28 protein-coding genes are annotated in these 26323 nt (G+C 31.5%); 12 read left to right on the forward strand and 16 right to left on the reverse strand.

Annotated features, from left to right (window positions below):
- Positions 1 to 2 precede the first annotated feature (2 nt).
- Complete coding sequence (locus D1815_RS14435) at positions 3 to 1640, forward strand: 4Fe-4S dicluster domain-containing protein (protein ID WP_118387813.1); 1638 nt, start codon at positions 3 to 5, stop codon at positions 1638 to 1640.
- Between the two features lie 75 nt (positions 1641 to 1715).
- On the opposite strand, the gene D1815_RS14440 is transcribed toward D1815_RS14435, so the two are convergent.
- Positions 1716 to 2993, reverse strand: a complete 1278-nt coding sequence (locus tag D1815_RS14440) for a sensor histidine kinase KdpD (RefSeq protein ID WP_118387815.1) — start codon at positions 2991 to 2993, stop codon at positions 1716 to 1718.
- 285 nt (positions 2994 to 3278) lie between these two features.
- On the reverse strand, positions 3279 to 4550 hold the full coding sequence (locus D1815_RS14445) for a sensor histidine kinase KdpD (RefSeq protein ID WP_027394921.1): 1272 nt from the start codon (positions 4548 to 4550) through the stop codon (positions 3279 to 3281).
- 228 nt (positions 4551 to 4778) lie between these two features.
- On the opposite strand from D1815_RS14445, the gene D1815_RS14450 reads away from it, so the two are divergent.
- The 6 genes from D1815_RS14450 to D1815_RS14475 are packed head-to-tail and all read left to right on the forward strand — an operon-like array spanning position 4779 to position 10077.
- Positions 4779 to 5276, forward strand: coding sequence for a toxin-antitoxin system YwqK family antitoxin (locus tag D1815_RS14450; RefSeq protein ID WP_118387817.1), 498 nt, complete (start codon positions 4779 to 4781; stop codon positions 5274 to 5276).
- A complete protein-coding gene (locus tag D1815_RS14455) occupies positions 5277 to 5969 on the forward strand; it encodes a glycosyltransferase family 2 protein (protein WP_027394919.1) in 693 nt (230 codons plus the stop codon).
- Complete coding sequence (locus tag D1815_RS14460; protein WP_027394918.1) at positions 5969 to 7441, forward strand: cellulose synthase family protein; 1473 nt, start codon at positions 5969 to 5971, stop codon at positions 7439 to 7441. Before D1815_RS14455 ends, D1815_RS14460 begins: the two co-directional genes overlap by 1 nt.
- Positions 7441 to 8820: a mannosyltransferase gene (locus D1815_RS14465; protein ID WP_118387819.1), complete on the forward strand. Its 1380-nt coding sequence runs from the start codon at positions 7441 to 7443 to the stop codon at positions 8818 to 8820. Before D1815_RS14460 ends, D1815_RS14465 begins: the two co-directional genes overlap by 1 nt.
- Complete coding sequence (locus D1815_RS14470; RefSeq protein WP_027394916.1) at positions 8817 to 9260, forward strand: hypothetical protein; 444 nt, start codon at positions 8817 to 8819, stop codon at positions 9258 to 9260. The genes D1815_RS14465 and D1815_RS14470 overlap by 4 nt, the downstream gene beginning before the upstream one ends.
- The gene (locus D1815_RS14475; RefSeq protein ID WP_051336269.1) at positions 9250 to 10077 is read left to right on the forward strand and encodes an alpha/beta hydrolase; all 828 of its coding nucleotides are present in this window, start codon (positions 9250 to 9252) and stop codon (positions 10075 to 10077) included. Before D1815_RS14470 ends, D1815_RS14475 begins: the two co-directional genes overlap by 11 nt.
- Here the strand turns inward: D1815_RS14475 and D1815_RS14480 are convergent, their stop codons facing one another.
- From D1815_RS14480 to D1815_RS14490, 3 genes are read right to left on the reverse strand one after another with little or no spacing between them, the layout of a single operon-like run.
- The gene (locus D1815_RS14480; protein ID WP_118387821.1) at positions 10078 to 10812 is read right to left on the reverse strand and encodes a protein phosphatase 2C domain-containing protein; all 735 of its coding nucleotides are present in this window, start codon (positions 10810 to 10812) and stop codon (positions 10078 to 10080) included.
- 30 nt (positions 10813 to 10842) lie between these two features.
- A complete protein-coding gene (locus tag D1815_RS14485; RefSeq protein ID WP_108804982.1) occupies positions 10843 to 11682 on the reverse strand; it encodes a pseudouridine synthase in 840 nt (279 codons plus the stop codon).
- A gap of 48 nt (positions 11683 to 11730) precedes the next feature.
- Complete coding sequence (locus D1815_RS14490) at positions 11731 to 12687, reverse strand: carbon-nitrogen hydrolase family protein (RefSeq protein ID WP_118387823.1); 957 nt, start codon at positions 12685 to 12687, stop codon at positions 11731 to 11733.
- Positions 12688 to 13143: 456 nt separating this feature from the next.
- Between D1815_RS14490 and D1815_RS14495 the strand changes: the two genes are divergently transcribed.
- Positions 13144 to 13488: a hypothetical protein gene (locus tag D1815_RS14495; protein WP_051336268.1), complete on the forward strand. Its 345-nt coding sequence runs from the start codon at positions 13144 to 13146 to the stop codon at positions 13486 to 13488.
- Between the two features lie 67 nt (positions 13489 to 13555).
- Here the strand turns inward: D1815_RS14495 and D1815_RS14500 are convergent, their stop codons facing one another.
- From D1815_RS14500 to D1815_RS14510, 3 genes are read right to left on the reverse strand one after another with little or no spacing between them, the layout of a single operon-like run.
- The gene (locus D1815_RS14500) at positions 13556 to 14464 is read right to left on the reverse strand and encodes a geranylgeranylglycerol-phosphate geranylgeranyltransferase (RefSeq protein WP_027394912.1); all 909 of its coding nucleotides are present in this window, start codon (positions 14462 to 14464) and stop codon (positions 13556 to 13558) included.
- Positions 14465 to 14479: 15 nt separating this feature from the next.
- Positions 14480 to 15415, reverse strand: a complete 936-nt coding sequence (locus tag D1815_RS14505) for a mevalonate kinase (RefSeq protein WP_027394911.1) — start codon at positions 15413 to 15415, stop codon at positions 14480 to 14482.
- 47 nt (positions 15416 to 15462) lie between these two features.
- Positions 15463 to 16548: a diphosphomevalonate/mevalonate 3,5-bisphosphate decarboxylase family protein gene (locus D1815_RS14510; protein WP_118387825.1), complete on the reverse strand. Its 1086-nt coding sequence runs from the start codon at positions 16546 to 16548 to the stop codon at positions 15463 to 15465.
- 100 nt (positions 16549 to 16648) lie between these two features.
- Here D1815_RS14510 and D1815_RS14515 point away from each other — a divergent pair, with 100 nt between their 5' ends.
- Both D1815_RS14515 and D1815_RS14520 read left to right on the forward strand, forming a co-directional pair.
- Complete coding sequence (locus tag D1815_RS14515; RefSeq protein WP_118387827.1) at positions 16649 to 17122, forward strand: TspO/MBR family protein; 474 nt, start codon at positions 16649 to 16651, stop codon at positions 17120 to 17122.
- 27 nt (positions 17123 to 17149) lie between these two features.
- Entirely contained in the window at positions 17150 to 17707 is a 558-nt protein-coding gene (locus tag D1815_RS14520; RefSeq protein WP_027394908.1) for a TetR/AcrR family transcriptional regulator, read from the forward strand.
- Between the two features lie 92 nt (positions 17708 to 17799).
- Here the strand turns inward: D1815_RS14520 and D1815_RS14525 are convergent, their stop codons facing one another.
- The 5 genes from D1815_RS14525 to D1815_RS14545 all read right to left on the reverse strand — a co-directional run bounded on the left by D1815_RS14525 (position 17800) and on the right by D1815_RS14545 (position 22367).
- Positions 17800 to 18582, reverse strand: a complete 783-nt coding sequence (locus tag D1815_RS14525; RefSeq protein ID WP_027394907.1) for a hypothetical protein — start codon at positions 18580 to 18582, stop codon at positions 17800 to 17802.
- A 74-nt stretch (positions 18583 to 18656) separates the two neighbouring features.
- Positions 18657 to 19214 (reverse strand): DUF1697 domain-containing protein, encoded by a 558-nt coding sequence (locus D1815_RS14530; RefSeq protein WP_118387829.1) that lies wholly within the window; start codon positions 19212 to 19214, stop codon positions 18657 to 18659.
- Positions 19215 to 19216: 2 nt separating this feature from the next.
- Positions 19217 to 20425 (reverse strand): NAD(P)/FAD-dependent oxidoreductase, encoded by a 1209-nt coding sequence (locus D1815_RS14535; protein ID WP_118387831.1) that lies wholly within the window; start codon positions 20423 to 20425, stop codon positions 19217 to 19219.
- A complete protein-coding gene (locus D1815_RS14540) occupies positions 20425 to 21102 on the reverse strand; it encodes a glycerophosphodiester phosphodiesterase family protein (RefSeq protein ID WP_118387833.1) in 678 nt (225 codons plus the stop codon). Before D1815_RS14540 ends, D1815_RS14535 begins: the two co-directional genes overlap by 1 nt.
- Positions 21103 to 21188: 86 nt before the next feature.
- A complete protein-coding gene (locus D1815_RS14545; RefSeq protein ID WP_027394903.1) occupies positions 21189 to 22367 on the reverse strand; it encodes an acyl-CoA dehydrogenase family protein in 1179 nt (392 codons plus the stop codon).
- A 389-nt stretch (positions 22368 to 22756) separates the two neighbouring features.
- Here D1815_RS14545 and D1815_RS14550 point away from each other — a divergent pair, with 389 nt between their 5' ends.
- Entirely contained in the window at positions 22757 to 23068 is a 312-nt protein-coding gene (locus tag D1815_RS14550; RefSeq protein ID WP_118387835.1) for a hypothetical protein, read from the forward strand.
- Between the two features lie 107 nt (positions 23069 to 23175).
- On the opposite strand, the gene D1815_RS14555 is transcribed toward D1815_RS14550, so the two are convergent.
- Genes D1815_RS14555 through D1815_RS14565 form a run of 3 tightly spaced genes read right to left on the reverse strand, consistent with a single transcriptional unit; the run spans position 23176 to position 24962 of the window.
- On the reverse strand, positions 23176 to 23889 hold the full coding sequence (locus D1815_RS14555; RefSeq protein WP_118387837.1) for a tRNA1(Val) (adenine(37)-N6)-methyltransferase: 714 nt from the start codon (positions 23887 to 23889) through the stop codon (positions 23176 to 23178).
- 3 nt (positions 23890 to 23892) lie between these two features.
- Entirely contained in the window at positions 23893 to 24417 is a 525-nt protein-coding gene (gene rimM / locus D1815_RS14560; protein ID WP_118387839.1) for a ribosome maturation factor RimM, read from the reverse strand.
- A 14-nt stretch (positions 24418 to 24431) separates the two neighbouring features.
- Entirely contained in the window at positions 24432 to 24962 is a 531-nt protein-coding gene (locus tag D1815_RS14565; protein ID WP_027394899.1) for a 30S ribosomal protein S16, read from the reverse strand.
- A gap of 363 nt (positions 24963 to 25325) precedes the next feature.
- Here D1815_RS14565 and D1815_RS14570 point away from each other — a divergent pair, with 363 nt between their 5' ends.
- The gene (locus D1815_RS14570) at positions 25326 to 26216 is read left to right on the forward strand and encodes a DUF6252 family protein (protein WP_027394898.1); all 891 of its coding nucleotides are present in this window, start codon (positions 25326 to 25328) and stop codon (positions 26214 to 26216) included.
- Positions 26217 to 26323: the final 107 nt, after the last annotated feature.

A 26323-nucleotide genomic window follows, 5' to 3' on the forward strand; every position in this document is an offset into this window, starting at 1 on the left:
CAATGGCAGTAGAAAGAAACATGGCATTAACAGGACAACCTCCTAAGAGCCTAAATACAAAACAAAAGATTGGTGTTCTAGTTGGAATGACTGGACTACTTATATTATTACTAGCTACCTTTAATCTCAATTTACCTAATAAAGCTACTTGGCTTACCTTATCATTATCAGCTATAACTATAGGTATTGTTATCTTCTCTAAAGGTGCATATGACAAAAAATTAGAAGGTATAAAAAATGATGCAGTTTGGTTTAATTCTATGTCATCAAGAGGAGTCCTTGCCTGGATTGCAGGAATAGTACTTACAGGTTTTTATGTTGTGTTGTACTTTTTTGCTGATTTATTAGGACTAGGGCAAGGAGTAGATGGTGCTAATACTGGCTTAATCGCTTTATTCGATCCATTGAGTTATGCTTTTAAAAATGAACAAGCAAGTCAGTGGTTTGTATATGGGACATTGTATACCATCGCTATCATAGGGTTTGGAATAAAGTTTATTATGAAGTATAAACATAACCGCTATGAACAATTACGTACAGTGAGTGTAATATTTTTCCAAACCGCATTTGCGTTTGTGATTCCTGAATTAATGGCTCGCTTAAACTCTGATACATTTTCTTTACCTTATAATGATCTAAAAAATATGTGGCCGCTTAATTACTATGCGTTTGAACAATGGAGAGTAGATCAATTTATTAATGCACAAAATATTGGTTTATTCTTCTTAATTTTAGCCGTATTAATGGTGTTTGTAATTTCTCCTTGGTTAACATACAAATATGGAAAAAGATGGTACTGTTCTTGGGTTTGTGGCTGTGGAGGACTTGCAGAAACTGCAGGGGATTCTTTCCGTCAATTATCTGATAAGAGTGTAAAAGCATGGAAAATAGAAAGATGGATGATCCACACGGTATTAGTGTTTTCAGTTATCATGACTGTAGCAACAATTTCAACCTTTTTAGGATATGATGCCACTAAATACTGGTTTACAAAAAATGTATTTTTAATAAGTGTAGGAGTATTTTTAACCTTACTTTTTGCAGGTATTCTTTATTATAAAAGAAAGCAACTTAACAAAAGTGCTGTTGCTGGAGCAACTGGCTTCTTCATATTTACTATTGCATTTCTTGTTTTAATCAGTTTTGTAGACTTAAGTCAAATACAAATTCAGGCTAAATACTTCTCATTTGGCCTAAACAATAACAGCTATACTGGAGATAGTGCGCTTAGAGCTTTTTATGGTTTTGGTATTGGATCTATTTTCTCTGGTGTTATTGGTACTGGATTTTATCCAATTCTTGGAAATAGAGTTTGGTGTCGTATGGGTTGCCCAATGGCAGGGATATTAGGAATACAACAAAGATTATTTTCTAAATTTAGAATTACTACTAATGGAGGTCAATGTATCTCTTGCGGTAATTGCTCTACGTATTGTGAAATGGGGATCGACGTAAGGTCGTATGCTCAAAAAGGAGAGAATATTGTACGATCAAGTTGTGTAGGATGTGGTATTTGTTCTGCTGTATGTCCAAGAGGTGTATTAAAATTAGAGAACGATAACTTAGATGGAAGAATCAATTCTAACGAGATTCTATTAGGCAATGATGTCGATCTTATGGATTATGTGAATAATAAATAAATTCAAAAACATCAATAGTATGAAAAAACAGCCTAGATAGGCTGTTTTTTTATTTACAAAAGTTTAGTTCATAAATTAGGCACTCATTGTATTGGGAAAATATAAATTAATCGTTGTTCCTTTGTTGTATTCACTCTCTATTTCTAAAACTCCGTTCTGTTTTTCTACTAGTTTTTTAGCTATACTTAACCCAAATCCTGTACCTCTTTCATTTTCTGTACCAGTAGTAGAATTGTTTCTTTCTTTTTCAAAAAGATTATAAAGACTATCATTACACATTCCGATTCCTTTATCTTCTATAGCTATTCTTACCTGTCCACCTATTTTTTCCGATTTTACAATAATATCTGAACCTCGGTGCGAAAATTTAATGGCATTTGCTATCAAGTTTCTCATTACAGTTTCCATCATTGCTGGGTTTATTGTTACTTTTAAATCTCTAGGCAACTTATTTATTAGACTAATCTCTTTATTTTTTGTTTTTAAATCAGAAAACGCAAAAACCTTATCTACTATGACAGAAATCTCTTTTGTCTCCAATAAAACTTGTGATTGTTTTTTGTAAATGTTTCCCCATTCTAATAAATCCTCCAACAAATTATTTCCTTTATCAGCAGCTTGTCTTATCATATTTCGTATCTCATTTCTTTCTTCATCATTCTCTACTTCATCTACCATGTCAATTAATGATCTAAGTTGATAAAATGGAGTTCTAAGATCGTGACCTATAATCCTAAACAAATCATCTTTGGATTGATTCATTTCTTTTAATTCTTCATTCTTGATGCTTATCAATCTATTTGCTTCTTTAACTTTTCTAGATAACTGTACAAGTAAACGCTGACAGAAATATGCCATAAGACCACCACCACTAACAATAACAAAATAAAAAGCAAACTTCTCTAAAGGAAAGCTAGGGTAATAAAACATACATAATCCTATGAAAAGAAAATTAATCGTTAGCAAGAAGATAATATGCCTAAAATGCACCAACATACCTACTGCAAAAAATAAAAGAGATACAATTACTTCTACTTTTAGGAAAAATGATTCAAATATGAAATTAGGATCATCTACGCCAAAAAATATCGTTGACATCATACCTAAAACGATAGTATATACGGATAAGGTAAGTAGTTTTGATTTTCTAATAAAACCGCTTCTCTGCAATATTAAACCAAGAGTAACTATAGAAAATGTAACAACAGCTCTATTAAAATAAGCACTTAATCCAGCTTCGTTAAACTCAACTAAGCCATCAAGTATTATTCCTGGTAATGCAATAAACATTACCGTAAACAAAACCTTATCAAACTGAAAGAATCCGGGTAATTTTTTAGATGTGCTATTCATATTAACATCGATTTATTTAGCCCCGTTAAAACTTATCTCAATATAGTGAAATTTATTTATTTATCGTTAAAAACAACTAAATAATCGATGAAATACACATTTTTTGATAAAAAAACTACATTTGGTAAGAAAAAATCAATCAATATTTAACTTTTCTATCAGCTTATAAATATCAACAATAAAGAATATTGTCGAGTTAGAAACGATCTAAACTTAAAGAAGTGATCAAAAATTCTTTCTTAATTTGTAGGAAAAAGAAGTAATCTAATACTATTTTTGGAAGTGTTAAGCTACCAAAGGAAAAGTGAGTACTACTTTTGTTCCTTTTTTCAATTCACTGTCGATTGAAAGTGACCCCTTTTGTTGTTCTACAAGTTTTTTTACAATTCCTAATCCATAGCCAGTTCCTTTTTCATCGGCGGTTCCAGATGTTGATTTAACCTGATCAGAAAATAGCACCGTTAATTGTTCGGAACTTATACCTACACCTTTATCCACAACCGATAAATCAATATGGCCATTATTAATACTACAATTAACTATGATTTTCGATTTTGGATGAGAAAACTTAATGGCATTTCCAATTAAGTTTCTAAAAATAGTTTCCATCATAGAATTACTTATTCTCAATTTTATATTTTCTGGTACCTCATTGATCAACGTGATTTCTTTAACATTGCTATTAAATTTATAAAACTCGAAAGTCTTATTTACAATTTTAGCAATTGAAAACTCATCTAAGTTTATATCACTATGATCCACATCTTTCTCATCCCAACTTAACAGATCTTCCAAAAGTTCGTTTCCTTGAGTAGCTGATTCTTTTATAAGATTAAGATATTGCAACTTTTCATTCTCATCCTTACTTTCTGAAATAAGGTCAATTAGCAGACTCATTTGATGAAAGGGGGTTCTTAAGTCATGACCAATAATTCTAAATAATTGATTTTTTGTAGCATTCATTTTTTTTAATTCAATATTCTGCTTTTCTATCAGTACTCTTGCAGACCTAATTTTTCTAAAAAGTGATTGTACAAATTTTTTACCTGCATAGGCTATAAATCCACCACCCGAAACCAAAACTCCACAAAAGATAAATCTCATAACCGAATGTTCATTGCCAATTGTTAATGCACAACAAATAATGAATAAAATATTCATCGTATTTAGTATAAAAAGATGCCTTGCATGTATCAACGTACCCGCAGCAAATATGACCGTAGCAAAAATCATTTGAACATGTATAAAATTGTATTCAAACGCAAAACTGGAATCAAAATAACCAACAATAAAAGTGTAATCAATCGCAATTCGAATTGTATATAAGGATATTACGATTAATTCCTTTTTTGTTATTAGATTAAGTTTAAGTATTACTAATCCTAAGGTAAGAATGATAATATTAGTAATATCTCTATAGAAATACAAACTAAATCCAGTATTTAAATACTCTAAATAACCATGAAGCGCGGTAGCTGGAAGTATCACACAAAAAAAAGGTGCTAATACTCTATCATATTTCCAGGTACTATCAAATGCTAATAGCTTCAATTTCATAAATGCGATTATATTTTTTTTAAATAAAAAAAGAAAAATAAAATGATATAATCTTTTTTATTTATCGACAAATATACCAAAATCATCGATAAAATACATTTTTTCACATAAACAATTCAAAAAAAGTAAGTTTTATACGCACATAAAAAACTCTCTTGATTTAGATTTTTAAAATAATTTGTAGGTATCTCTAATAGTTTTCGTCTAAGCACGTAACCAATGATTAAAATGATGAAATACATACTTTATATTGTTATTTCCTTTATATCCTTTTCCTTTCAAACTTCTGTAGAAAAAGAATATCATAAAGAATATTACAATGATGGATCTATCAAATCCGAAGGTTGGAAAATGGATGGTCAGAAAATAGATTATTGGTATTCTTATTACCCTAACGGTACTATTTCTGAACAGGGACATTTTTGGAACAATAAAAAACAAGGATATTGGTATTTCTACTCATCAAGCAATAAACTAATCAAAGAAGGGCATTTTATAAACGATAAAGCAGAAAAATGGTGGATTATTTACGATATTGCCGCAAGTAATAAGAAAAATCGTATTACTAGAAAGTATCAATATAAAAATAATCAAAAAAACGGGTATTGCCTTTTATATAAAAATGACAAGCTTTTTAAAGCAGAAAAATACATTGACGATCAGAAAACCGGAGAATGGACAGATGTTTTTAGCTTCAAAAAAGACAACCCCAACGCTTCGCTATAAATGAATCCCATAATCAAAGTAATCATACCTGCCTTTAATGAGCAAGACTCTATAGGCCACGTAATTAATGAAATTCCTGATATAGTTTCTGAAATAATTGTGGTAAGTAATAGCTCTACAGATAATACCGAAGACGTAGCAAGACAGGCTGGAGCTACTGTATTAAAGGAAGAAAGAATGGGATATGGGTATGCTTGTTTAAAGGGGCTTGATTATGTTGCCTCACAACAAGATGTTCCAGAAATCATAGTTTTTCTGGATGGTGATTTTAGTGATTACCCTGAAGAATTGACAAAAATAGTTGCACCTATAATAAATCAAGATATTGATATAGTAATAGGTGCTAGAGATAAAAAATTACGGGAATCAGGATCAATGACGATCCCTCAGATTTTCGGAAATTGGCTTGCAACGAGCTTAATGAGATTGTTTTTTGGTGCAAAATTTACGGATCTTGGACCTTTTAGAGCAATTAAATATGATAAGCTTTTAGAACTGAATATGCAGGATAAAACGTATGGCTGGACTGTAGAAATGCAGTTAAAAGCAATAAAAAGAAATTTTTCCTATATAGAAGTTCCGGTTCGATACAAAAAGAGAATAGGTGTCTCAAAAGTTTCAGGAACCATAAAAGGTGCTATCTTTGCAGGCGTTAAGATTTTAAGTTGGATTTTTAAATATAGCTTTGCGTAATGGATATTGCTATCATTGTTATTTATACATTAGCGTTATTAATAATTTTCTTGTACAGTTTAGCACAGTTGAATTTACTTTTCAACTATCTCAAATCACGCAAACTGGATGACAAATGTCCTACTTTTGATCTTTCTAAAGAAGAAGAAACCCCTTATGTAACAGTTCAATTACCGGTTTATAATGAACTATATGTAATGGAACGATTACTGGATAATATTGCTCTATTAGAATATCCAAAGGATAAGTTAGAAATTCAGGTATTAGATGATTCTACAGATGAATCTGTGCATACTACAGCTACTCATATAGAGAAACTGCGAAAAACGGGGCTAGATATTCAGCATATTTGCCGAGAAGATAGAACAGGATTTAAAGCAGGTGCTCTAAAAGAAGGATTAAAAATAGCCAAAGGAGAATTCATAGCAATTTTTGATGCTGATTTCTTACCTGGAAGAAAATGGTTACTTCAGACAATTCCTTATTTCAAAAAAGAAAATATTGGTGTTGTACAGACTCGTTGGGGACATATTAATCGAAATTACTCTATGTTAACTAAAATTCAGGCATTTGCATTGGATTTTCACTTTACTATGGAGCAAGTAGGACGAAATTATAAAGATCACTTTATTAATTTCAATGGAACTGCAGGAGTATGGAGAAAAAAATGTATCGAGGATGCAGGAAATTGGCAAGGTGATACACTGACAGAAGACTTAGACCTTAGTTATAGAGCCCAACTAAAAAAATGGAAATTCAAATATCTTGAAGAAGTAGAAACTCCAGCGGAATTACCTGTTGTTATTAGTGCAGCTCGCTCCCAACAATTTAGATGGAATAAGGGTGCGGCAGAAAATTTCCAAAAATTGTATTGGAAAATGCTTAAAGATAAAACCGTTCCTTTTAAAACTAAATTTCATAGTTTCTTTCACTTATTAAATAGCAGCATGTTTTTATTAGTATTACTAGTTGCAGTATTAAGTGTTCCTGTAATGTATATAAAAAACAGTAATCCAATGTTTAGCTGGTACTTTAATGTAATTGCCTTTTTTGCATTAAGTACTGTGATCTTTTTCTTCTGTTATTGGCATACATTCAAGAAAATTCATAATGGCGGTTTTTGGAATTTCATAGAATATATAAAAATGTTTTTCACCTTCTTTTCTATAGCTATGGGATTCTCTGTACACAATTCTATGGCAGTTTTAGAAGGCCATTTTGGAAAGAAAAGTGAATTTGTTAGAACTCCAAAATTTAATATCAATACGCTAAAAGATTCTTGGAAAGGAAATAAATACGTAAACAAGAACATTTCTGGAAACACCATTATTGAAGCTTTACTTATGTGCTACTTTGCATTTGCTTTATACAGTGCTTTTAAACTACAGGATTTTGGATTGTTTTTATTTCATATCATGTTATTTCTTGGATTTGGATTTGTTTTCTTTAAATCAGTTACTTCTAAATTATAATGAATGAATTATGGAAATACAATAAGTTTTCCATATTACTAGTATTCATTTGTACCATATTTTATTGGGGGTTTGCCTATCAATTAGAACGCATTGATTTCATAAAAATGTCTGCCTTATGGGTTGGTTTATTTTTTATCTCCTATAGAATCATTAAAATTAATTCTGGTAACATTAAACTATTAGCAGGTATTGCTTTAGCTTTTAGAATATTGTTTCTTTTTGCAATACCAAATCTATCTCAAGATTTTTATAGATTCATTTGGGATGGTAGAATGTTATTGGAAGGGTTTAACCCTTATCTATCCTTACCTGAAACATGGATTGCAGAAGGTAATGCCCCAATTGCTCAAGCACAAAAATTATATAATGGTATGGGCACTCTTAATGGCAGTCATTATACGAATTACCCTCCTTTAAGTCAATTTTGTTATGTTATCGCTGGTGTTTTTTCTGGAAACAGCATTTTAGGTGCGGCAATTGTTCTGAGGTTATTAATCATTTTGGCAGATATTGGTACTTTTTTCTTTGGAAGAAAGTTATTGCAAATGTTGCATATACCAGAGCATAGAATCTTTTGGTATATCTTAAATCCTTTTGTTATTATTGAACTTGCCGGAAACTTACATTTTGAGGCAGTCATGATATTCTTTATTATCTGGTCCTTGTATTTATTGCAAAAGGGATATTGGTATTGGGCAGCAATGGCACTGGCATTTTCTGTATCTGTAAAATTAATCCCCTTGCTCTTTTTACCCTTGTTCTTTCAAAAATTCATAACAGGATTTAATACATCTAAACTTAAATATCGTTTTTTTAAACTTATTGGTTTTTATAGTATTGTTATTATAACTACTGTACTTCTATTTACTCCTTTTTTATCTGCAGAGTTTATAGCAAACTTTAGTAAAACCATTAGTCTTTGGTTTCAGAACTTCGAATTTAATGCGAGTATCTATTACATTATTCGTTGGATTGGGTATCAAACCATTGGTTGGAATATAATTGGCACGGTAGGAAAGATATTACCATTAATCGTTATTGGAATTCTATTAATTCTTACGTTTTTTAGAAAAAACAAAAAGACATCAGAATTAATTACCGTTATGGTTATTGGTATTTGTAGTTATTATTTCTTGTCAACTACCGTTCATCCATGGTATATAGCAGTTCCTTTATCACTTTGTATATTCACTAATTATAGATTTCCTATTTGGTGGTCATTTCTTATTATATGCAGCTACACAGCGTATATCAACCTTGATTTTAAAGAAAATTTATGGTTTGTTGCTCTGGAATATAGTATTGTATTTGGTATTTTTATTTTTGAAGTATTAAAAAACACTTCAAAAGTTTCATTAAAATCTATCTATACTTGAGTTTTAAACTAAATAGCAAACTACACTTTCTACTTATAACAGTACTTGTTAGTAGTTTTTCGTTTTCTCAAGATACTACAACCATTACAGAATTATTACAAAATAACTGGGATCTATGTAAATATAGAACGGATAGACATTTTTGCGAGTTTAATTCAACTAGATTAGATTGTGATTATCAACTTGAAATTACACAAAATCAATTTACTTTATTCAAAGATTCAAAAAAAGTAGATGAGGGAAACTTTGAAATTGAACATCATTCTGGAGATACTTTCTTTATAAATTTTAACTCTTTATCAAATAATAAAATATTAGAATTATTTGGAGCGAACACTATCAAGCTTTTTAATAAAAAAGAAGAAGGTTTTGCACTTTTTACAGAATTGACAAAAACCCTTTTTGTACTAAAAAATACGAAACAATATCTTGAAAATTAATTTTAAAAAAATAGCACGTAGATTATTACGATTTGCAGGAGTCATTATTATTTTGATCCTTTTTATATATATCTTTTTATATGTGAAACAGGAACGTTTCTTTTTCAATCCAAAAGTATTAGACAAAGATTATTCGTATTCCTTTGATCAACCGTTTGAAGAGATCAACATAGCTGTAGAAGAGAATATCAATCTTAATGCATTATTATTTAAAACAGATTCTATTAGCAAAGGGTTAATATTATATTTTCATGGTAATGCAGGAGCTATTCATGAATGGGGAGAGCGAGCGTATTTATATACAGAAAATAAATTTGACGTTTTATTCGTAGACTATAGAGGATATGGTAAAAGCGACAGCTTCTATGAAGAAGAATCAGAACTTTATCACGATGCTCAAAAAATATACGATTATGCCCTAACTAGATATGACGAAAAAGACGTTATTATATTAGGGTATTCCATAGGAACAGGATTTGCATCATATACCGCAGCAAAAAATAATCCTAAACTTCTTATTTTAGAAGCGCCATATTACGCCTGGAATGAATTCATAGCTAATATAGCACCTGTTCCACAATCATTAATTAACTATGAAATCCCGTCTTATAAGTTTTTAGGAGAAGTCAATTCTCCTATTCGTGTTTTTCATGGTTCCAAAGACTTTTTGATTAAACCAGAAGAGCATTCTAAACGATTAAAGCAATTATATCCGGATAAAATTGAACTTACACTTATTAAAGGGGCAGGTCATAATGGTATTTATCTTTCTAAACAATATTATGACGAGTTAAAGGAATTGTTGGAGAGGTATTAATCATACAATAATTCTAATAATAGCAAGATCATCTGTTAGAGTTTGGTCCATTCTAATTTCTAAATCTTGAATTTTCTTTTCTAGAAAGTGGTCATATTCAATTCCTGCCTTATCTTTCAATAAAAACTGAATAATCTCCATTTCTTTTTTCTGATGTTTTTTGTTTTTAAAATTTTTAAAAGAAAAAATACCATCTGTACAGATAGACAAATCTTTAAAGGATTTTATAGATAGTCTTTGTTTTTGTAATAAATACCAAGAATTAAAATCTTCATTTAAATGATATCCCAAATAATCTGGTTTATCATTTTGTTCATATTCGACAACATTATTATCAAAACAAATTAAACCATCTCCAATTGTCAAAAACTCACCAGTAGAAGTCTTTTTATCAACTATTCCAATAATTAAGGTTGATAATAATTCTTCTGTTTCGATACCTAAACTATTTTTAAATACTTTAAGCTGATTAAACAGTTTTTGAAGGATTTCTTTTAAACATAAAACTAACTCAGAAGAATCACTTTCTATAAAATCCGTATAAAACTTCTCTTTAGCTACATTTCTAAGAATTTTTCCTATAAGAATTGATGCGAATACAGATTCTTTTCCCATAGTACAACCGTCCATCACAGCAATCATAAATCGATTTGAACTAAGCTGTTCTTTTATTAAAAAATCTTCGCAATAATTTGTGTGAAAGTTACCTATTTTAAGTGCAGAATATATCTTCATAAATGTATACTCCGCGAAAATAAAAAAATTCTACATCATTTTCATATTAATCACCTCTTGTTCTGTAAGTATTCGCCAGTGACCTCTAGGCAGATCTTTTTTAGTTAATCCAGCAAAAATAACTCTATCTAATTTTACAACACCGTAATTAAGATGTTCGAAAAGTTTAGTTACGATACCGTTTTTTGAAGACATTAATTGTATCCCAATTTCATTTTTAGCAGCTCCTTCTATATAAGATATCTCATCTACCGAAATAAAACCTTCTTCTAATCGCACACCTTTTTCTATCTTCTGAAAATCCTCGAACTTTAGATTACGATCCAACTCTACATGAAAAATTTTGCGAACTCCAGTTTTATGATGAGTTAACTTCTTTTCTAAATCTACATCATTAGTAAAAAGTAACAAACCTGTGGTATTTCGTTCTAATCTACCTACTGGTTTTAATCTTGCCTTGGATGCATTAGCAACTAAATCCATTACTGTTCTTGTTTTCTCCGGACTTGTAGAAGTCACAAAACCTTTAGGCTTATTAAGCAACACATATTCTTTTCTTTCTGGTGTGATTAATCGACCATCAAACTTAACCTCATCTGTTAATTTAACCTTATATCCCATTTCGGTAACTGGTTTCCCGTTTACCCAAACACTTCCTGTTTGTATATACAAATCGGCATCTCTTCTAGAGCAAACTCCAGAATTAGCGACAAACTTATTTAATCGAATTTGATCGGGATCAGAAATCTTCTTAGGTGAATTATTATTGCCCTTTATGGGAGCCTTACCTTTACTATATGATTTTCTATTAGGTTTTCCACCTTGTCTTCCACTTCCTTTTCCTCTATTGGAATTGTCACCACGACTCATATCTTACATTTTTTGCAAAGATAGTTGTTTCGTTTTTAGAAATGACAACTATTCTTCACCAAACCAAACAGTACTTTGACGCTCTCTATTTACATTAAGCTGCGTTACATCTGGTCGGGAGTAATGTCCTACAGGATCAAAATTCTGGCGTTCTTGCAATACACGATTAAAGTCTAAAGTTTCTATTAGCAAGCCTTCTTTATGAAGCACAGGCTCCAAAATCCACTCTCCATCCGGACCAGCAATACAGGAACCTCCATTACCTAAAACATCAGGAGCTTTTTTCAAAATTTCTTCTAGGTGTGGTGTCGTAGAAGGAAAATCCTCTTTTCGCATTAAACTAGATACAGAAATAACATAAGATCTTGATTCTCTTGCTATAAAACGAGTAATGTCTTTAGTATTATAATCACTTCCTGGCCAAACTGCGACATGTAGGTTTTCTCCTTGTCCATATAATGCTACCCTAGGTAATGGCATCCAGTTTTCCCAACAATTTAAACCTCCTACTGTAAATGCTTTAAGTGGATGTACCCGAAGCCCGTTACCATCTCCAGGAGCCCAAGTTAATCTTTCTTCATAAGTTGGTTGTAACTTACGATGTACAGATTTAATTTCTCCATCCCCATTTATATATACTAAAGATGCATATAAACTATGACCTCCTCTATCCAAGGGTCGTTCGATAACACCTAAATAGATTGCTATACTATTCTCTTTTGCTAAATCACAAATTCCGTCTAAATCTCCTCGCTCTATAACTACTGCATTCTGAGCATAATGAGCATGAATTTCTTTCTGGATCTTATTGTCAAACTGAGCTCCATCGGTTAGTGAAACCCAAAAAGGATATCCAGGCAGTAACGTTTCTCCAAAAACAATAAGCTCTGCCTTTTTTTGTGCCCCTTCAATAATTGATTTTTTTATTTTTTCTATTGTAGCCCTTTTATCCAACCAAACTGGCGATATCTGAGCTAAAGCCACAGTAAGTAATTGATCCTTCATAAAGAATGTCTAAAATTGATTTTTAAATTTATCCAGATTTATAGTTAATGTTTACAAATTATTAAGAGTTTAGTTAACGAATAATTAACATTCAAAAAATTGATTTTCAAATACTTAAATCTTAAAAATCGCTTTACGGTTAAACCATTACTTAACATTATGGTAACATTAAAAAAGGTCCAAAAATTCAATTATTCGTATCGCAATAAGATTAAGACTTGAGAATTTAACATCAAAAAAATCAATCCTCCTAAATACTCCCAAAGTAAACTTATAAAAAGTATATATTATTCAAAGTTCAATTTATGTTAAAACGTTCTCTTTTTTACGCAAAGGTAAACTTAGCAATACATTCTAATAAAATATAAACTCAAAAATAATTACGTATCGGTTCTACATTTGTCTTGTAAAATTAAAACAAATAAAATTTTATAACTCAAATAAAAACACGTAACAATGAAAAAATTAATTGTATTAGTAGTAGCCATTTTAGCAACAACTCAAATTTTTGCAAATGACAAAAACACTAAAGAAACTTCAGAGCAAAAACTAAGAAACGAAATTGCTCTTTTATTAGACAGACCAGAAATTAGGTTAGAGAGTAACGAAATTAAAGCTAACATTGAATTTATCTTAAATGCTAAAGGAGAAATTGTAATCCTTACAGTAGATTCAGAAAAACAGGCAATAGAACAGTACGTAAAGTCTAGATTAAACTACAAAAAAGTTGACACTGACGCTATCAAAACTGGTAACAAAGTATTTAAGATTAAGCTAAAAGTATTAAACCCTGAAGCTTAAAAACTTACCAAAACAAACCTTGTTTAGAAGAGCAGTTATATCCGAATGATATAGCTGCTTTTTTTTATTACCAAAGAAGTCTATCCAGTATCATATTAACATCAATTAGTATAATACTAAATACTCCAGATACAATGATTAATTTTAAAATATTATGCAACCAAACATAATGTATTCTTCCATCTGATTTCCATAACGCTATTAGAAATAGCAACAATAATGTTAGACAAACATAAAAGTAAAGATACATATAGCCTACTTCATATTTTGTAAGTAGCAAATAAATAGGCAGACACGAAGCTAACACTAATAAACTAATCATTTTTTTCGAAGCTGATTCTCCATAAATAATTGGAATCGTTTTATAATTTTGAGCTACATCGCCTCTAAGATTCCCAAGATCTTTGACCATTTCTCTCATCACTAACATTAAAAACAAAAAGGTAGCATGAACAAAAACCACCTCATCAAAGTTTTTATAATAAATGAACACAGCAAAGAAAGGAGTAATTGACAGCGTAGATGCTACGAAATTACCTAGAAACGGCATTCTTTTTAGCTTATGAGAATATAACCATATTCCAAAGACGTACAAAGAAAAAAACAATACCGCTTTAAAAGAAACATAACTAGCTAATATTACTGAAAGAAAGTTAAGCACGAAATATCCAGTTAATTTAGTTCGTTGGCTTACTAAACGATCTAACATTGTTTTCTGAGGTCTATTTATAAGATCCTTTTCCCTGTCATAAAAATTATTGATAATATATCCTGCTGCAATTACGCTTGCAGATGCTAAAACAATAACAAATAAGTTCGCATCAAAAAGCACTTCTCTTAAAGGAATGTGAGGAGCTAGAATAAAGATGGAAGTAAGATATTGTGCTAAAACAATAATGAGCACATTATATCCTCTAACAATAGAAAATAGACTCAATAATTTGAGTAGGATGAGTTTATTTTTTCTAGAAAACATCCTACTGTAGATCTATTAAAAGTTGTATACCACTTCTAATTTATAATCTTTTAATGCAGTTTGGGCTTTATTAAAATCCTGGGTAAAACCTAATATATAACCACCGCCTCCAGAACCACATAGTTTAAGATAATAATCATTAGTTTCTATTCCGTTTTTCCATAATGCATGAAACTGCTTAGGAATCATTGGCTTAAAATTATCTAAAACAACATTAGACAACTGTTTAATATTAGAAAACAATGATTTTATATCGCCTTTCAAAAAGTCATCAACACAAGCATCGGTATGCTTAACAAACTGATTCTTAAGCATTGATCGAAATCCCTCTTGCTTCATGCTTTCCATGAAAATGCTTACCATCGGAGCAGTTTCTCCTACAATACCACTATCCAATAAAAATACAGCTCCCTTTTTATGATCTACACTTTGCGACGGAATTCCTGCAGGTTCTATATTATCTTTAGAATTAATTAGAATAGGAAGGCTTAAATAACTGTTTAAAGGATCTAAACCAGAACTACTGCCATGAAAAAATGATTCCATGAATCCGAAAATCTCTTTTAACTTCAACAATTTATCTCGGGTAAGATTTTCTAGAACCGTAATCTTATCCGTAGCGTATTTATCATAAATTGCTGCTACAAGTGCTCCACTGCTTCCTACTCCATATCCTTGAGGAATACTACTATCAAAATACATCCCAGATGCCACATCGTTTTTCAACCTTTCTAAATCGAATTCTACGATATTTTTATCTTGAACACTTTCTAAATAACTAGTGAAATCAATTAAACTTTTATTGGATTTAGTCGCTTCTTCATCTGGATTATCAGATACTTTTAGAGCTCCTTTGAAGAAATTATAGGGTATAGAAAGCCCTTTTGAGTCTTTAATTATACCATATTCTCCAAACAATAATATCTTAGAGTAAAAAAGTGGTCCTTTCATCTGTTCGTATTCCTTATATCCAATTTGTCTAACTAATTAGGATAAAGTTACAACAATTTAGCACCTAATCCTATTTTGTCGCAAATATACTGTCCTTTCTCACAATATACAACTAACTCTCTCTTAATGAAGTCGATTACCTGTTCCTTCTCCGAATCTGGATATAATATATGAACATTTGCTCCAGCATCTAAGGTGAAACAAATTTTAGATCCTGTCTCTTTTCTATACTCCCAAATCTTATTAATAACAGATAATGTATTTGGTTTCATAAGAATAAAATAAGGTAAAGAAGTCATCATCATTGCATGCAAGGTCAATGCTTCACTTTCCACCACTTCAATAAACTTATCCAAGTCTCCGGAAATTAAAATACTTTTAAGTTTATCTATATTTTCGTTTGCTTGTTTAAATCTTTCAGAAGAAAAAGGATGGCCATGCATTAAATCATGACCAACAGAGCTACTCACTTGTTTTTCTCCTTTATCGACAAGAAGAATAGTATCTTGATAATTCTTAAAATTTTCGTGAATGGTATAAGGAAATTTTACTGCATATGCATCATTACTTCCTTCTACATTTTTATGCGCTCCCCAAACTGTAATCGGCCCTTCTATACTTCTACTAGCACTTCCTGATCCTAATCTAGATAAAAAGGAAGTTTTCTGAACAAACTCGTCGCCGGTCATCTCAGGGTTTAGCTGTTTTTCTAACTGCATTAAACAATATGCCAAAGCACTCATCCCACTTGCAGAAGAAGCTATTCCACTACTATGAGGAAATGTATTACTTGTTTCTATTATAAACTTATACTGCTTAAGAAAAGGAACGTAGGTAATTATTCTTTGAAAAAAACTTTGAATTTTTGGTTTAAAATCTGGTTTGGGTTTTCCTTCAAAAAACAACTCGAATTGAAAATTTTCAGAAATACTTTCTAATTTTTCATATCTTAATATGGTCTCAGTTTTACAAGTATCTAACGTAAAACTTATAGAAGGATTTTCTGGTAATTGCACTGGTCGTTTTCCCCAATATTTCACTAAGGCAATATTACTCGGTGATGTACAAGAAATAGATCCTTTATTAAGAACTACAGAAGATATTTTAGTGACAAACTGACTATAATCACCCATAACGTAAAAAATAATTTTGGCAAAGATAAGTTGTTATATGCTTTTAAAAGTAAGCTAGTAAAAATAAATTGCTATTTTAGTATTTAACTAACTAATTCGAATGAAAAAAAAAATACTGCGTATTGGTATTGCCGTTTTGTTATGCTTAGTAATTGGTTTTTTCAGTAGTATTGCTACGCAAACATCGATTACCACTTGGTATCCAGGACTGCAAAAACCTTCCTTTACGCCCCCAAATTGGCTCTTTGCTCCAGTATGGACAGTCCTATATATTATGATGGGAATTGCTGCCGGAATTGTTTGGAGTAAAGGTTTTTATCATAAATGGGTAAAAACTGCGTTATATCATTTTGGGTTTCAACTTTTACTCAATGCTGCGTGGTCCATTTTTTTCTTTGGATTACGTAATCCATTGATTGCACTTGTGGATATACTTGCCCTGTTTATCCTTTTATTGTTTACAATCAGGTGGTTTAAAGTTGTTAACTCGACAGCCGCTTACCTACTTATCCCTTACTTGATATGGGTTGCTTATGCAACTGCATTGAATTTTGCTATTTGGCAACTTAACTAAACCAAGAATGAAGGAATAAAAATTTTTATGAACAAAAAGTCAATTGTCTTACAGACAACTTTAGAATTAATCACAAAACAAGGAATACGGGCAACTTCTCTTTCGCAAATTATTAAAGAATCTGGTGTTGCCAATGGAACTGTATATCACCATTTTAAGAATAAAGAGGAAATTATTACGGAACTCTATTTAATGCTTACTCAAGATTTTGGAACTGTTGTTATGCGTAATGTCCCTGAGGACGATATTAAAAAGCAGTTTTCAATTATGTGGCTTAATCTATTTCATTATTTCGTGAACAACCCATTAGCTTTTGTGTTTTCTGAACAGATTGCAAGATCTCCAGAAATTCCACAATCCTTAAAAGATAAAGCGAGACAATATTATGGGGAGATCGAGAATTATTTTAAATCAGGTATTCGGCAAAAAGTATTCAAATCATATAACTCCATGGTTATGGAAGAATTGTTTTTTGGAAATGTCGTATCCCTAGTAAAAATTCACGAAAATGAAAAAGTGAAATTATTAGATAAACATATTAATCAAGCAATAGAAATATCCTGGAAAGGGTTTCTTAGAGATTGATTTAAAAAAAACACAACAATAATAAAAGTATCCTACAGACATATATCGATAGGATACTTTTATTATTATTATTGTATTATATATGAGCTAGCCTAATTAAATATTACATCTACGCAGGAATCTTTATATAATTTTTTAACCGCTGCTTGTATTGCTTTTTTGGGTTCCTTTGTCTTTCCTATAGACTTACCTTTATAATAGACACCTCCGTTTCCTTTCCAAGAAAATTCATCACTATGGGATTTAATAACTCTTACTCCATCCTTTTTAGTAATCTGAAAAGACTCTAATTTTTGATCGTATTCTAATCCTGCAGGAAAATAAACTTCTGTAACAAATTTAGTGTCTCCATTTCCATACATATAGCAAACACATTCTCCTATATCTTTTGCTTCTGAAACCCTCACCATATTATTTTGAACAATCCTCCACCTCTCATTAACTTTTACACCCACCAAGTCCATCAACATGGTTCCCCTCTCCGCTAATTTCTTATCTATAAATGACTCAAAATTAACCACTGCAGAAATGATTCCTGCATTCTCTTTTTGGTTTTGAAAAACAACTTTGTCCAATGTAAGTTTAAAACTATAATTATCATCATTAATGATATCATCCAATTGCGAAGAAATATTCTTTTTATCGTAATCTTTTCTTACCAAAGCTCCTGATAGATTAACATAAACTGTATTTCCACTATATTTCTCATCAAATAGATATAAAACACTATTTTTTTTTGCTCCTCTTTCTAAATCATTAATCTTATTGATATAATCCATCAATAATTTTTTTATAGGTTCTTTGTCATTCGCATGAGCAACATATGCGTTATTATAGATAAAAACGATAATAAGTATTAGTGTAATTTTTTTCATAGTGTATAAGGTAATGGTTAAACCTTTTTAATATACGAAATTTTACACAGATTTCCGAGAAGTATTTATACAACTTATTTAGATAAAGAACTTAATTCCAATAATTTATTCATTGTTTTAAGGTTTCTAGCTGTGGCTTGACACTTTAGTTTCTTTTCAAAGAAATTACTGTGAAGCTTTGTTTTACCATAACCATTTGCAGCGAATAAATAGACTACATCTTTGGTTATACTAAACTCTTCTGGAACAAACGAAACTAAAGACAGTTCTTCTGAAACTTTTATATCTGGATGCTCATATAGAAGCATAAAATACATTTTTTTACTTTCAAGCTCATCATCTTTTATTTTATCAATAAATGGATTATTCTTAAGTATCTTATCTAATTTTTCATAAGTAATCATCAAAACAGGGACATCAAAACCAAACCGCTCTTCAATACCAACTCTAATTCTCATTTCTAACGATCGAATATCTTCTGAACTATGTTGAACAATAACATTACCACTTTGGATATATGTAACCACCGAAGTAAATTCTAAGTTTAAAAAAAGCTGTTTAAGATCAGCCATTTTAATCTTTTTATGACCCCCAACATTAATTCCTCTCAATAAGACTATGTATGTATTCATATTTAAGATATAATAGCTTGAGCAGCAATATACGCACCTGTCCAGGCATTCTGAAAATTAAACCCTCCTGTAATTGCGTCAATATTTAATATTTCTCCAGCGAAGTATAGATTCTTATATTTCTTACTTTCAAAAGTTTTAAAATTAATCTCCTTAAGATCAATTCCACCAGCGGTAACAAACTCTTCTTTAAAGGTACTCTTCCCTTTGACCTTAAAAACTCCTTGAGTCAATTCTTCTGATAATTTAAATAATTGAGATTTATTAATATCTGCCCATCGAGTAGTATTATGTATCCCAGACGTAAGAACTAAGCTTTGCCATAACCTTTTTGGTAATTCAAATTGAGCATATTTAAAAACCTGTTGCTTAGGGTTTTTATTTTTTAGTGATTTTAGCACATCTACCACCTCTTCTTTAGTATAATCCTGTAGCCAATTAACAATAATCTCAAAATTATACTGATAGGAATTCAACTCTACCGCGCCCCAAGCAGATAATTTAAGTATAGCGGGACCACTCATACCCCAATGCGTAATAAGCAGAGGACCATCACTAGTCAATTTGGAATTCTTTACTGCCACCGAAGCTTCTGTAGCGATTCCTGGCAATTCTTTAATTCTACTATCTTTTATATTAAATGTAAATAATGATGGGACGGCATCAATAGTTTTAAGATCTAACTCATTAAGTTTTGTCCATATCTTAGGATTGCTTCCAGTAGCTAACATTAATTTTTTAGCTTCAAAATCACCTTGATTCGTAATTACCTTCCAAATTTCTTCTTCCTTATGAAAGTTTTTGACCACATGATTTTTTAAAACTTCAATACCAAGTTTTTTTGCTTCTGAAAGGAAGCAATCAATAATAGTCTGTGAAGAATCAGAAACAGGAAAAATTCTTCCATCGTCTTCTATTTTTAATTCTACTCCACGACTACTAAACCATTCTATAGTATCACCAGTCATAAAAGTATGAAAAGGACCTATAAGTTCTTTCTCTCCTCTAGGGTAATTCTTACTTAATTCATCCGGAACAAACTCTGCATGAGTAACATTACATCTTCCTCCTCCCGAAATTCTTACTTTGGATAAGACCTCTTTCCCTCTTTCTAGAATCCCTATCTTAAGCTTAGGATTCTTTTCTGCCACATTTATAGCTGTAAAAAACCCTGCGGCACCTCCACCAATTATTAAGAAATCATATTGCATTAAGCAAAATTAGGGAAATCTGTAATGATACCATCAACCTTCCAAGTTTTTGACGACTTTATCTTAGACGAATCATTTACGGTCCATGTATACACTTTAAACCCATTGTTCTTCGCTGAAGTGACTTCTTCTTTTTGTAAAGAAAGTATTGGTGGATGGACAGAAAATGCTTCTAGTACTTCTGCAACCTTAAGTATTGATGGAATATTTTTTTCCGTCAAAACCCCTAATTTAAACTTGAAAGTTTTCGATTTTATCTGAAACAGCTGAGAATGATCAAAACTAGACAAGATAAAATCATCATAATCCCAATCTGAATCTTTTATTCGTCGTTCTAAAAGCTCCATGACTGGACCAGCAGTTCCAATTCCTTTTAGCTCAATATTAAGTATACATTTGGCGTTTATAAAATCTAGCACCTCATTAAGTGTTGGAATTCTATACCCTTCTTTTGTTCTATATTTTTTCAATTCCTGTAAAGTAAATTCAGAAACTTTCCCTTTACCATTTGTTGTTCTCTCTAAGGTTTCGTCATGGATTACAACAAGCTCTCCTGATTTACATTTATGAATGTCTATTTCAATTCCGTCAACATTATATTTAAAAGCCTCAGCTATAGACTCTACTGTGTTTTCTGCAACTAATCCAGCTGCTCCACGATGTCCAATTATCTTCATAATTAAAACTATTTTCTAAACCACAAAAATATTAGCACAAAACATCTTACTATTTCAAGACGTTTGTGTTTTCCTTAAATTATCAATTATTTAAACGCTGCAATTCCTGTTATATCCATACCAGTTATCAAAAGATGAATATCATGAGTTCCTTCATAGGTAATTACACTCTCTAAATTCATCATATGTCTCATAATACTATATTCTCCTGTAATCCCCATTCCTCCGAGAATTTGTCTAGCTTCACGTGCTATTTTTATCGCCATATCGACATTATTTCTCTTTGCCATAGAGATTTGTGCAGAGGTAGCTTTTCCTTCTTCTCTTAACACTCCCAATCGCCAAGCTAGTAACTGCGCTTTAGTAATTTCAGTAATCATTTCTGCCAATTTCTTTTGCTGTAACTGAGTACCTCCAATTGGTTTATCAAACTGAATTCTTTCCTTAGAATATCGTAATGCGGTATCATAACAATCCATAGCTGCCCCTATTGCTCCCCAAGCGATCCCAAAACGAGCTGAATCTAAACAACCTAGCGGAGCTCCTAATCCACTTTTTCCTGGTAATAAGTTCTCTTTTGGCACTTTTACATTATCGAAAATAAGCTCTCCAGTTGCAGATGCACGTAATGACCATTTATTATGTGTTTCTGGTGTAGAAAAACCTTCCATACCTCTTTCTACAACAAGTCCGTGAACTCTTCCTTCTTCATTCTTTGCCCAAACTACAGCAATATCTGCAAAAGGAGCATTTGATATCCATAACTTTGCCCCATTGAGTAAATAATGATCTCCCTTATCTTTAAAATTAGTTGTCATCCCGCCTGGATTAGATCCATGATCAGGTTCCGTAAGCCCAAAACATCCCATAAATTCTCCAGACGCTAACTTAGGAAGGTATTTATTTCGTTGGTCTTCAGTTCCATATTTCCAAATTGGATACATCACTAATGAAGATTGCACTGATGCCGTAGAACGTACTCCAGAATCTCCTCGCTCTATTTCCTGCATAATTAAGCCGTAACTAATCTGATCCAGTCCTGCTCCACCATATTTTTCTGGAATATAAGGCCCAAAAGCTCCTATTTCTGCTAATCCCTTAATAATTTGATTAGGAAATTCTGCACGTTGCGCATATTCTTCTATAATAGGAGACACATCTCGTTTTACCCAACTACGAGCAGCATCACGAACCAATTTATGTTCGTCGGTCAAAAGTTCATCTAAATTATAATAGTCTGGTGCTTCAAAAAGATCGGGCTTCATTATATTTTCTATTTATATTTTATACTATTTTCAAAATTATGGTTATTAAACCGCTAACAAATGTAATTAATGAAAAAAGAGCAACCAATTTTTTTTGACTTCTTAAAATATATTATAAAACACTGAGGATAATTTATAGGTAAAATTTAATTGTTGACACAATGTATACAAAGTAATCTATAAGTATAGAACCCAAGTAATTTGTTGCAAATTTCCGCATTACTCACTTTATTTCTACACATTTTAGATACCCTTAACATTATTAATATTTTATTTAAAACACTATCTATCAGTATTTTAAATTCAAAACTGTCTAAAAACATCCTCTGGCATAGTTATTCCAATTAACTAATCATCGAAATAAAGAATAATTAAAACCTAAAAACAAAATGAAAAATTTATTTGTATTACCAGTATTAGCTTTTGGACTTTTATTAGGAACTCAGAATATAAATGCACAGGAAACATCTTCTGATGAAACTGTAGAAGTTATTACTCAAGAAAAATATATCGAATTAGCTGTTGAAAATTTACCTCAACCAGTACTTGACGCTGTGGCAAAAGATTTTGCAGGTGCAACGATAAGTAAAGCTGCTGCAAAAGAAGATGCATCTGAGTTTAAATTAGAACTTACAAAAGAAGATGGTGAAACAGTTGAAGTATTATGTGATGCTGAAGGAAACTGGATTGGCAAAAGTTAACCGTATTAAAAATCTTTAAGAGTGTTTGTTTATAGAAATATAGACTAAACTTCGTAGAGTGATTGAATTTGGAAAAAGAGGAGTTATTTATAGCTCCTCTTTTTTATTTACATTTTTAAATAAAAATCTTTAGTTAACTCTATATACTTAGAAGTATACTGATGCCTATCAGTTTCAACAACCAAGATATCTTCTTCGAAATCAACTTGATCAAAACCAAACAACAACAGAGTTCTCTTAATATCAGAAGAAGGGTTTCCCTGAACCCTTGTTATCTTTTCAGGAAACAATCCCGCACTTTTAGCAATGTTTATGGCGTTATTCTCTTCTTTAAAAGGCAGCACAACCGCAAACTTACCTTTTTCAGAAAGTAAGTGGGAAGCTCCTATAAAAAGATGTTCAAATGGAAGCGCATCCTCGAATCTAGCTATGGCACGAGTAGCATCTTCAGTTTTATAAGTATCAGTATAAAATGGGGGATTACTAATTAATAAATCATATTTATCATCGATCTCTTGAAAGAATTCCTGAAAAGAAGCATGATAACAAAATAAACGATCACCCCAATCAGAAGCTTCGAAGTTTTCCACTGATTGTTCATATGCAGCAGCATCAATCTCCACAGCATCAATAATCTCGGCATAAGAACGCTGAGCCATCATCAAAGCAATCACACCGGTTCCTGTTCCCACATCAAGGACGGAAGACACATTATCTGATAAAGGAACCCAAGACCCTAATAAAACAGCATCAGTTCCTATTTTCATGGCACACCTATCTTGATGTACAGTAAACTGTTTAAAACGAAATGGTTTAGACATATATTAAAGATATAGATCTATCAATCCTTCTGGAGTACGTACAAAAACTGTATTTGTTTTTCTATCTACCTTATCTATAAATTCATCATTCATTGGTATCAATATTTCAATACCTTCACGATCAATCTCAAAAAGAGCTTGAGCAGTACTATCATTTATATGCTTAATAACACCTACCTCCCCAAAAGCAGCATCTACAATCTTAAAACCTATCACTTCATGGAAATAAAATTTATCTCCTTCCAGTTTTGGCAAAAGATTTAAGGGTAAGTATATTTCTGATTTCATTAGATCATCTGCATCCTCTTCTGAGTCTACATCTTCAAATTTCACTCGAAGCAAATCACTTTTATGAAGTGAGCTTTTTTCTATAAAAAATGGAACCAAGTTTTTATTATAATTAATAAAAACTGATTCCATTTTTACATAATTTTCAGGTTCATCAGTATCAAGTTTTATCAATACCTCACCTTTAAAACTAAATTTGCTTACGATTTTGCCTAGATAGAAGCAATCTTCTTTCTTCATCGTTAGTAATGCAACTATTCTTCCTCGTTGCTAGCTTCTTCAGTTACTTCTTCTGCTGCCTGTGCAGCAACTTCTTCCGCTTTTGCAGCAGCCTCAGCCTCAGCGGCTTCAGCTTCACGCTTAGCGTTTACTTCTTTTTCTGCAGCAATAGCTTTTGCTTTTGCATCAGCTTCTGCTTTTGCTAGAGAATCTTTCTTAGCAGTTACAGAACCTTCTTTTTCCTGAACCCAAGCATTGAATTTTTCCTCAGCTTGTTCTTCAGTTAAAGCTCCTTTTCTAACACCTCCTGCAAGGTGGTTTTTTAGCATTGCTCCTTTATAAGACAAAATAGCTCTAGCGGTATCAGTAGGTTGCGCTCCATTTTGTAACCATTTTACAGCACCATCTACATTTAAGTCAATTGTTGCTGGGTTAGTGTTTGGATTGTAAGTACCGATTTTTTCTAAAAATCTACCATCTCTTTTTGCTCTAGCATCAGCTGCTACGATCCAGTAAAAAGGTTTTCCTTTTTTACCGTGTCTCTGTAATCTAATTTTAACAGACATATGAATTAATTTTTGGGTACTCGACCCCGATTATAATTAAGTGCGCAAATGTAATCATTTTTAGCAAATTAGCTTCAAAATAATTAATCTTTAATTCTAATAGAAATTTACCTAATACCAGTCTTATTAAAAAACGAACTCTTGAAAGCAAATAAGTAACATAAATCAAAAACCGTAAAAACTTACTTTTTGAACGTTAAATATTATTTTTTGTGTATTTCATCGATATTATTTTGACATTAATCGTTTAAAAAAGTGATTTTGTTTGCTAAAAAATTGTTTTATACAGATTTTCATGATATGTTTGCATAAGTAATTTTAGTTACAGTTATCTGTATCTAGATTTTTTAAAGCCCCAAGCGTATGATTAAAAAAATTACTCCAATACTGGCAATTATATGCCTTTTTCTTAATTCTTGTACTACTGATATCGAGGTTAACACACCCGGTTTACAAGCTACTATTGACGGAAAATTATTTAGACCAGAGATCAAGAAAGCTATAATCCATGATGATGGCACATTAGTGATTGTAGGTAATACAGGTACTGAATCTATAAGTTTTACCACTTCATCAACAGACGTAGGAACCTATAGACTAGAACAACAAGCTATTAATACTGTAAGTTTTGAAGAAAATGACATAAAGTTTATTTCGGAGAATGGAATAAGCAACGGACAAATTGTAATAACAGAAATCTACAACAATCAAGTTTCTGGTAATTTCTATTTTGAAGACTTAAAAGGAACAAATGGTAAATCCGTAAGTTTTAGAAATGGATGGTTTTACAGATTACCAATTGAAAATTTTGTTCCCGAAGTACAAGAAGAAGAGGAGGAAGAAATTATCATAAATGTTGAAGAAGAGGAAGAGGAAGAAGATCCAGAAATAAATCCTTGTCTACTCAATGCTTCTTTAGTCGCTATGATTAATGGTAATGAAATGATTACTGATGATCACGATGCTATACCATTTGGAGTAAACAATCCTTCTATATTGATCAAAGCAAGTAATGAAAATGAAGAAATAACGATTGTTTTCCCTATTGACGTAACTGTTGGAGAGCATTCTTTAACTGGATCAGGCGCTTACAGTGCTACTTACAGTTTATACAATGATAAAGCATCAGCTGTCTCCGGAACATTGACAATAACTTCTCATGATACTGAAACAAAATGTATCAGTGGTAGTTTTGAATTCACCACTACAAGTGGAGTAGTTGTTACCGAGGGACGTTTTGAGTACGGATATTAATCACAACTCAACTATAATTCGAAAAGCGTTCACTAACCCAGTTAGTGAACGCTTTTTACTTACTACAAGTATTGGTATTTATTCAGCACCTTTTATGTTTTCTTCAT

This window comes from Aquimarina sp. AD1 (genome assembly GCF_003443695.1).
In the GTDB taxonomy this organism is placed as follows: domain Bacteria; phylum Bacteroidota; class Bacteroidia; order Flavobacteriales; family Flavobacteriaceae; genus Aquimarina; species Aquimarina latercula.

Bases quoted from the DNA above. Each gene is read 5' to 3' on its own strand.
- D1815_RS14435 (WP_118387813.1), top strand. From the start codon at position 3: ATGGCAGTAGAAAGAAACATGGCATTAACAGGACAACCTCCTAAGAGC.
- D1815_RS14440 (WP_118387815.1), bottom strand. From the start codon at position 2,993: ATGAATAGCACATCTAAAAAATTACCCGGATTCTTTCAGTTTGATAAG.
- D1815_RS14445 (WP_027394921.1), bottom strand. From the start codon at position 4,550: ATGAAATTGAAGCTATTAGCATTTGATAGTACCTGGAAATATGATAGA.
- D1815_RS14450 (WP_118387817.1), top strand. From the start codon at position 4,779: ATGATGAAATACATACTTTATATTGTTATTTCCTTTATATCCTTTTCC.
- D1815_RS14455 (WP_027394919.1), top strand. From the start codon at position 5,277: ATGAATCCCATAATCAAAGTAATCATACCTGCCTTTAATGAGCAAGAC.
- D1815_RS14460 (WP_027394918.1), top strand. From the start codon at position 5,969: ATGGATATTGCTATCATTGTTATTTATACATTAGCGTTATTAATAATT.
- D1815_RS14465 (WP_118387819.1), top strand. From the start codon at position 7,441: ATGAATGAATTATGGAAATACAATAAGTTTTCCATATTACTAGTATTC.
- D1815_RS14480 (WP_118387821.1), bottom strand. From the start codon at position 10,812: ATGAAGATATATTCTGCACTTAAAATAGGTAACTTTCACACAAATTAT.
- D1815_RS14485 (WP_108804982.1), bottom strand. From the start codon at position 11,682: ATGAGTCGTGGTGACAATTCCAATAGAGGAAAAGGAAGTGGAAGACAA.
- D1815_RS14490 (WP_118387823.1), bottom strand. From the start codon at position 12,687: ATGAAGGATCAATTACTTACTGTGGCTTTAGCTCAGATATCGCCAGTT.
- D1815_RS14495 (WP_051336268.1), top strand. From the start codon at position 13,144: ATGAAAAAATTAATTGTATTAGTAGTAGCCATTTTAGCAACAACTCAA.
- D1815_RS14500 (WP_027394912.1), bottom strand. From the start codon at position 14,464: ATGTTTTCTAGAAAAAATAAACTCATCCTACTCAAATTATTGAGTCTA.
- D1815_RS14505 (WP_027394911.1), bottom strand. From the start codon at position 15,415: ATGAAAGGACCACTTTTTTACTCTAAGATATTATTGTTTGGAGAATAT.
- D1815_RS14510 (WP_118387825.1), bottom strand. From the start codon at position 16,548: ATGGGTGATTATAGTCAGTTTGTCACTAAAATATCTTCTGTAGTTCTT.
- D1815_RS14515 (WP_118387827.1), top strand. From the start codon at position 16,649: ATGAAAAAAAAAATACTGCGTATTGGTATTGCCGTTTTGTTATGCTTA.
- D1815_RS14520 (WP_027394908.1), top strand. From the start codon at position 17,150: ATGAACAAAAAGTCAATTGTCTTACAGACAACTTTAGAATTAATCACA.
- D1815_RS14525 (WP_027394907.1), bottom strand. From the start codon at position 18,582: ATGAAAAAAATTACACTAATACTTATTATCGTTTTTATCTATAATAAC.
- D1815_RS14530 (WP_118387829.1), bottom strand. From the start codon at position 19,214: ATGAATACATACATAGTCTTATTGAGAGGAATTAATGTTGGGGGTCAT.
- D1815_RS14535 (WP_118387831.1), bottom strand. From the start codon at position 20,425: ATGCAATATGATTTCTTAATAATTGGTGGAGGTGCCGCAGGGTTTTTT.
- D1815_RS14540 (WP_118387833.1), bottom strand. From the start codon at position 21,102: ATGAAGATAATTGGACATCGTGGAGCAGCTGGATTAGTTGCAGAAAAC.
- D1815_RS14545 (WP_027394903.1), bottom strand. From the start codon at position 22,367: ATGAAGCCCGATCTTTTTGAAGCACCAGACTATTATAATTTAGATGAA.
- D1815_RS14550 (WP_118387835.1), top strand. From the start codon at position 22,757: ATGAAAAATTTATTTGTATTACCAGTATTAGCTTTTGGACTTTTATTA.
- D1815_RS14555 (WP_118387837.1), bottom strand. From the start codon at position 23,889: ATGTCTAAACCATTTCGTTTTAAACAGTTTACTGTACATCAAGATAGG.
- rimM (WP_118387839.1), bottom strand. From the start codon at position 24,417: ATGAAGAAAGAAGATTGCTTCTATCTAGGCAAAATCGTAAGCAAATTT.
- D1815_RS14565 (WP_027394899.1), bottom strand. From the start codon at position 24,962: ATGTCTGTTAAAATTAGATTACAGAGACACGGTAAAAAAGGAAAACCT.
- D1815_RS14570 (WP_027394898.1), top strand. From the start codon at position 25,326: ATGATTAAAAAAATTACTCCAATACTGGCAATTATATGCCTTTTTCTT.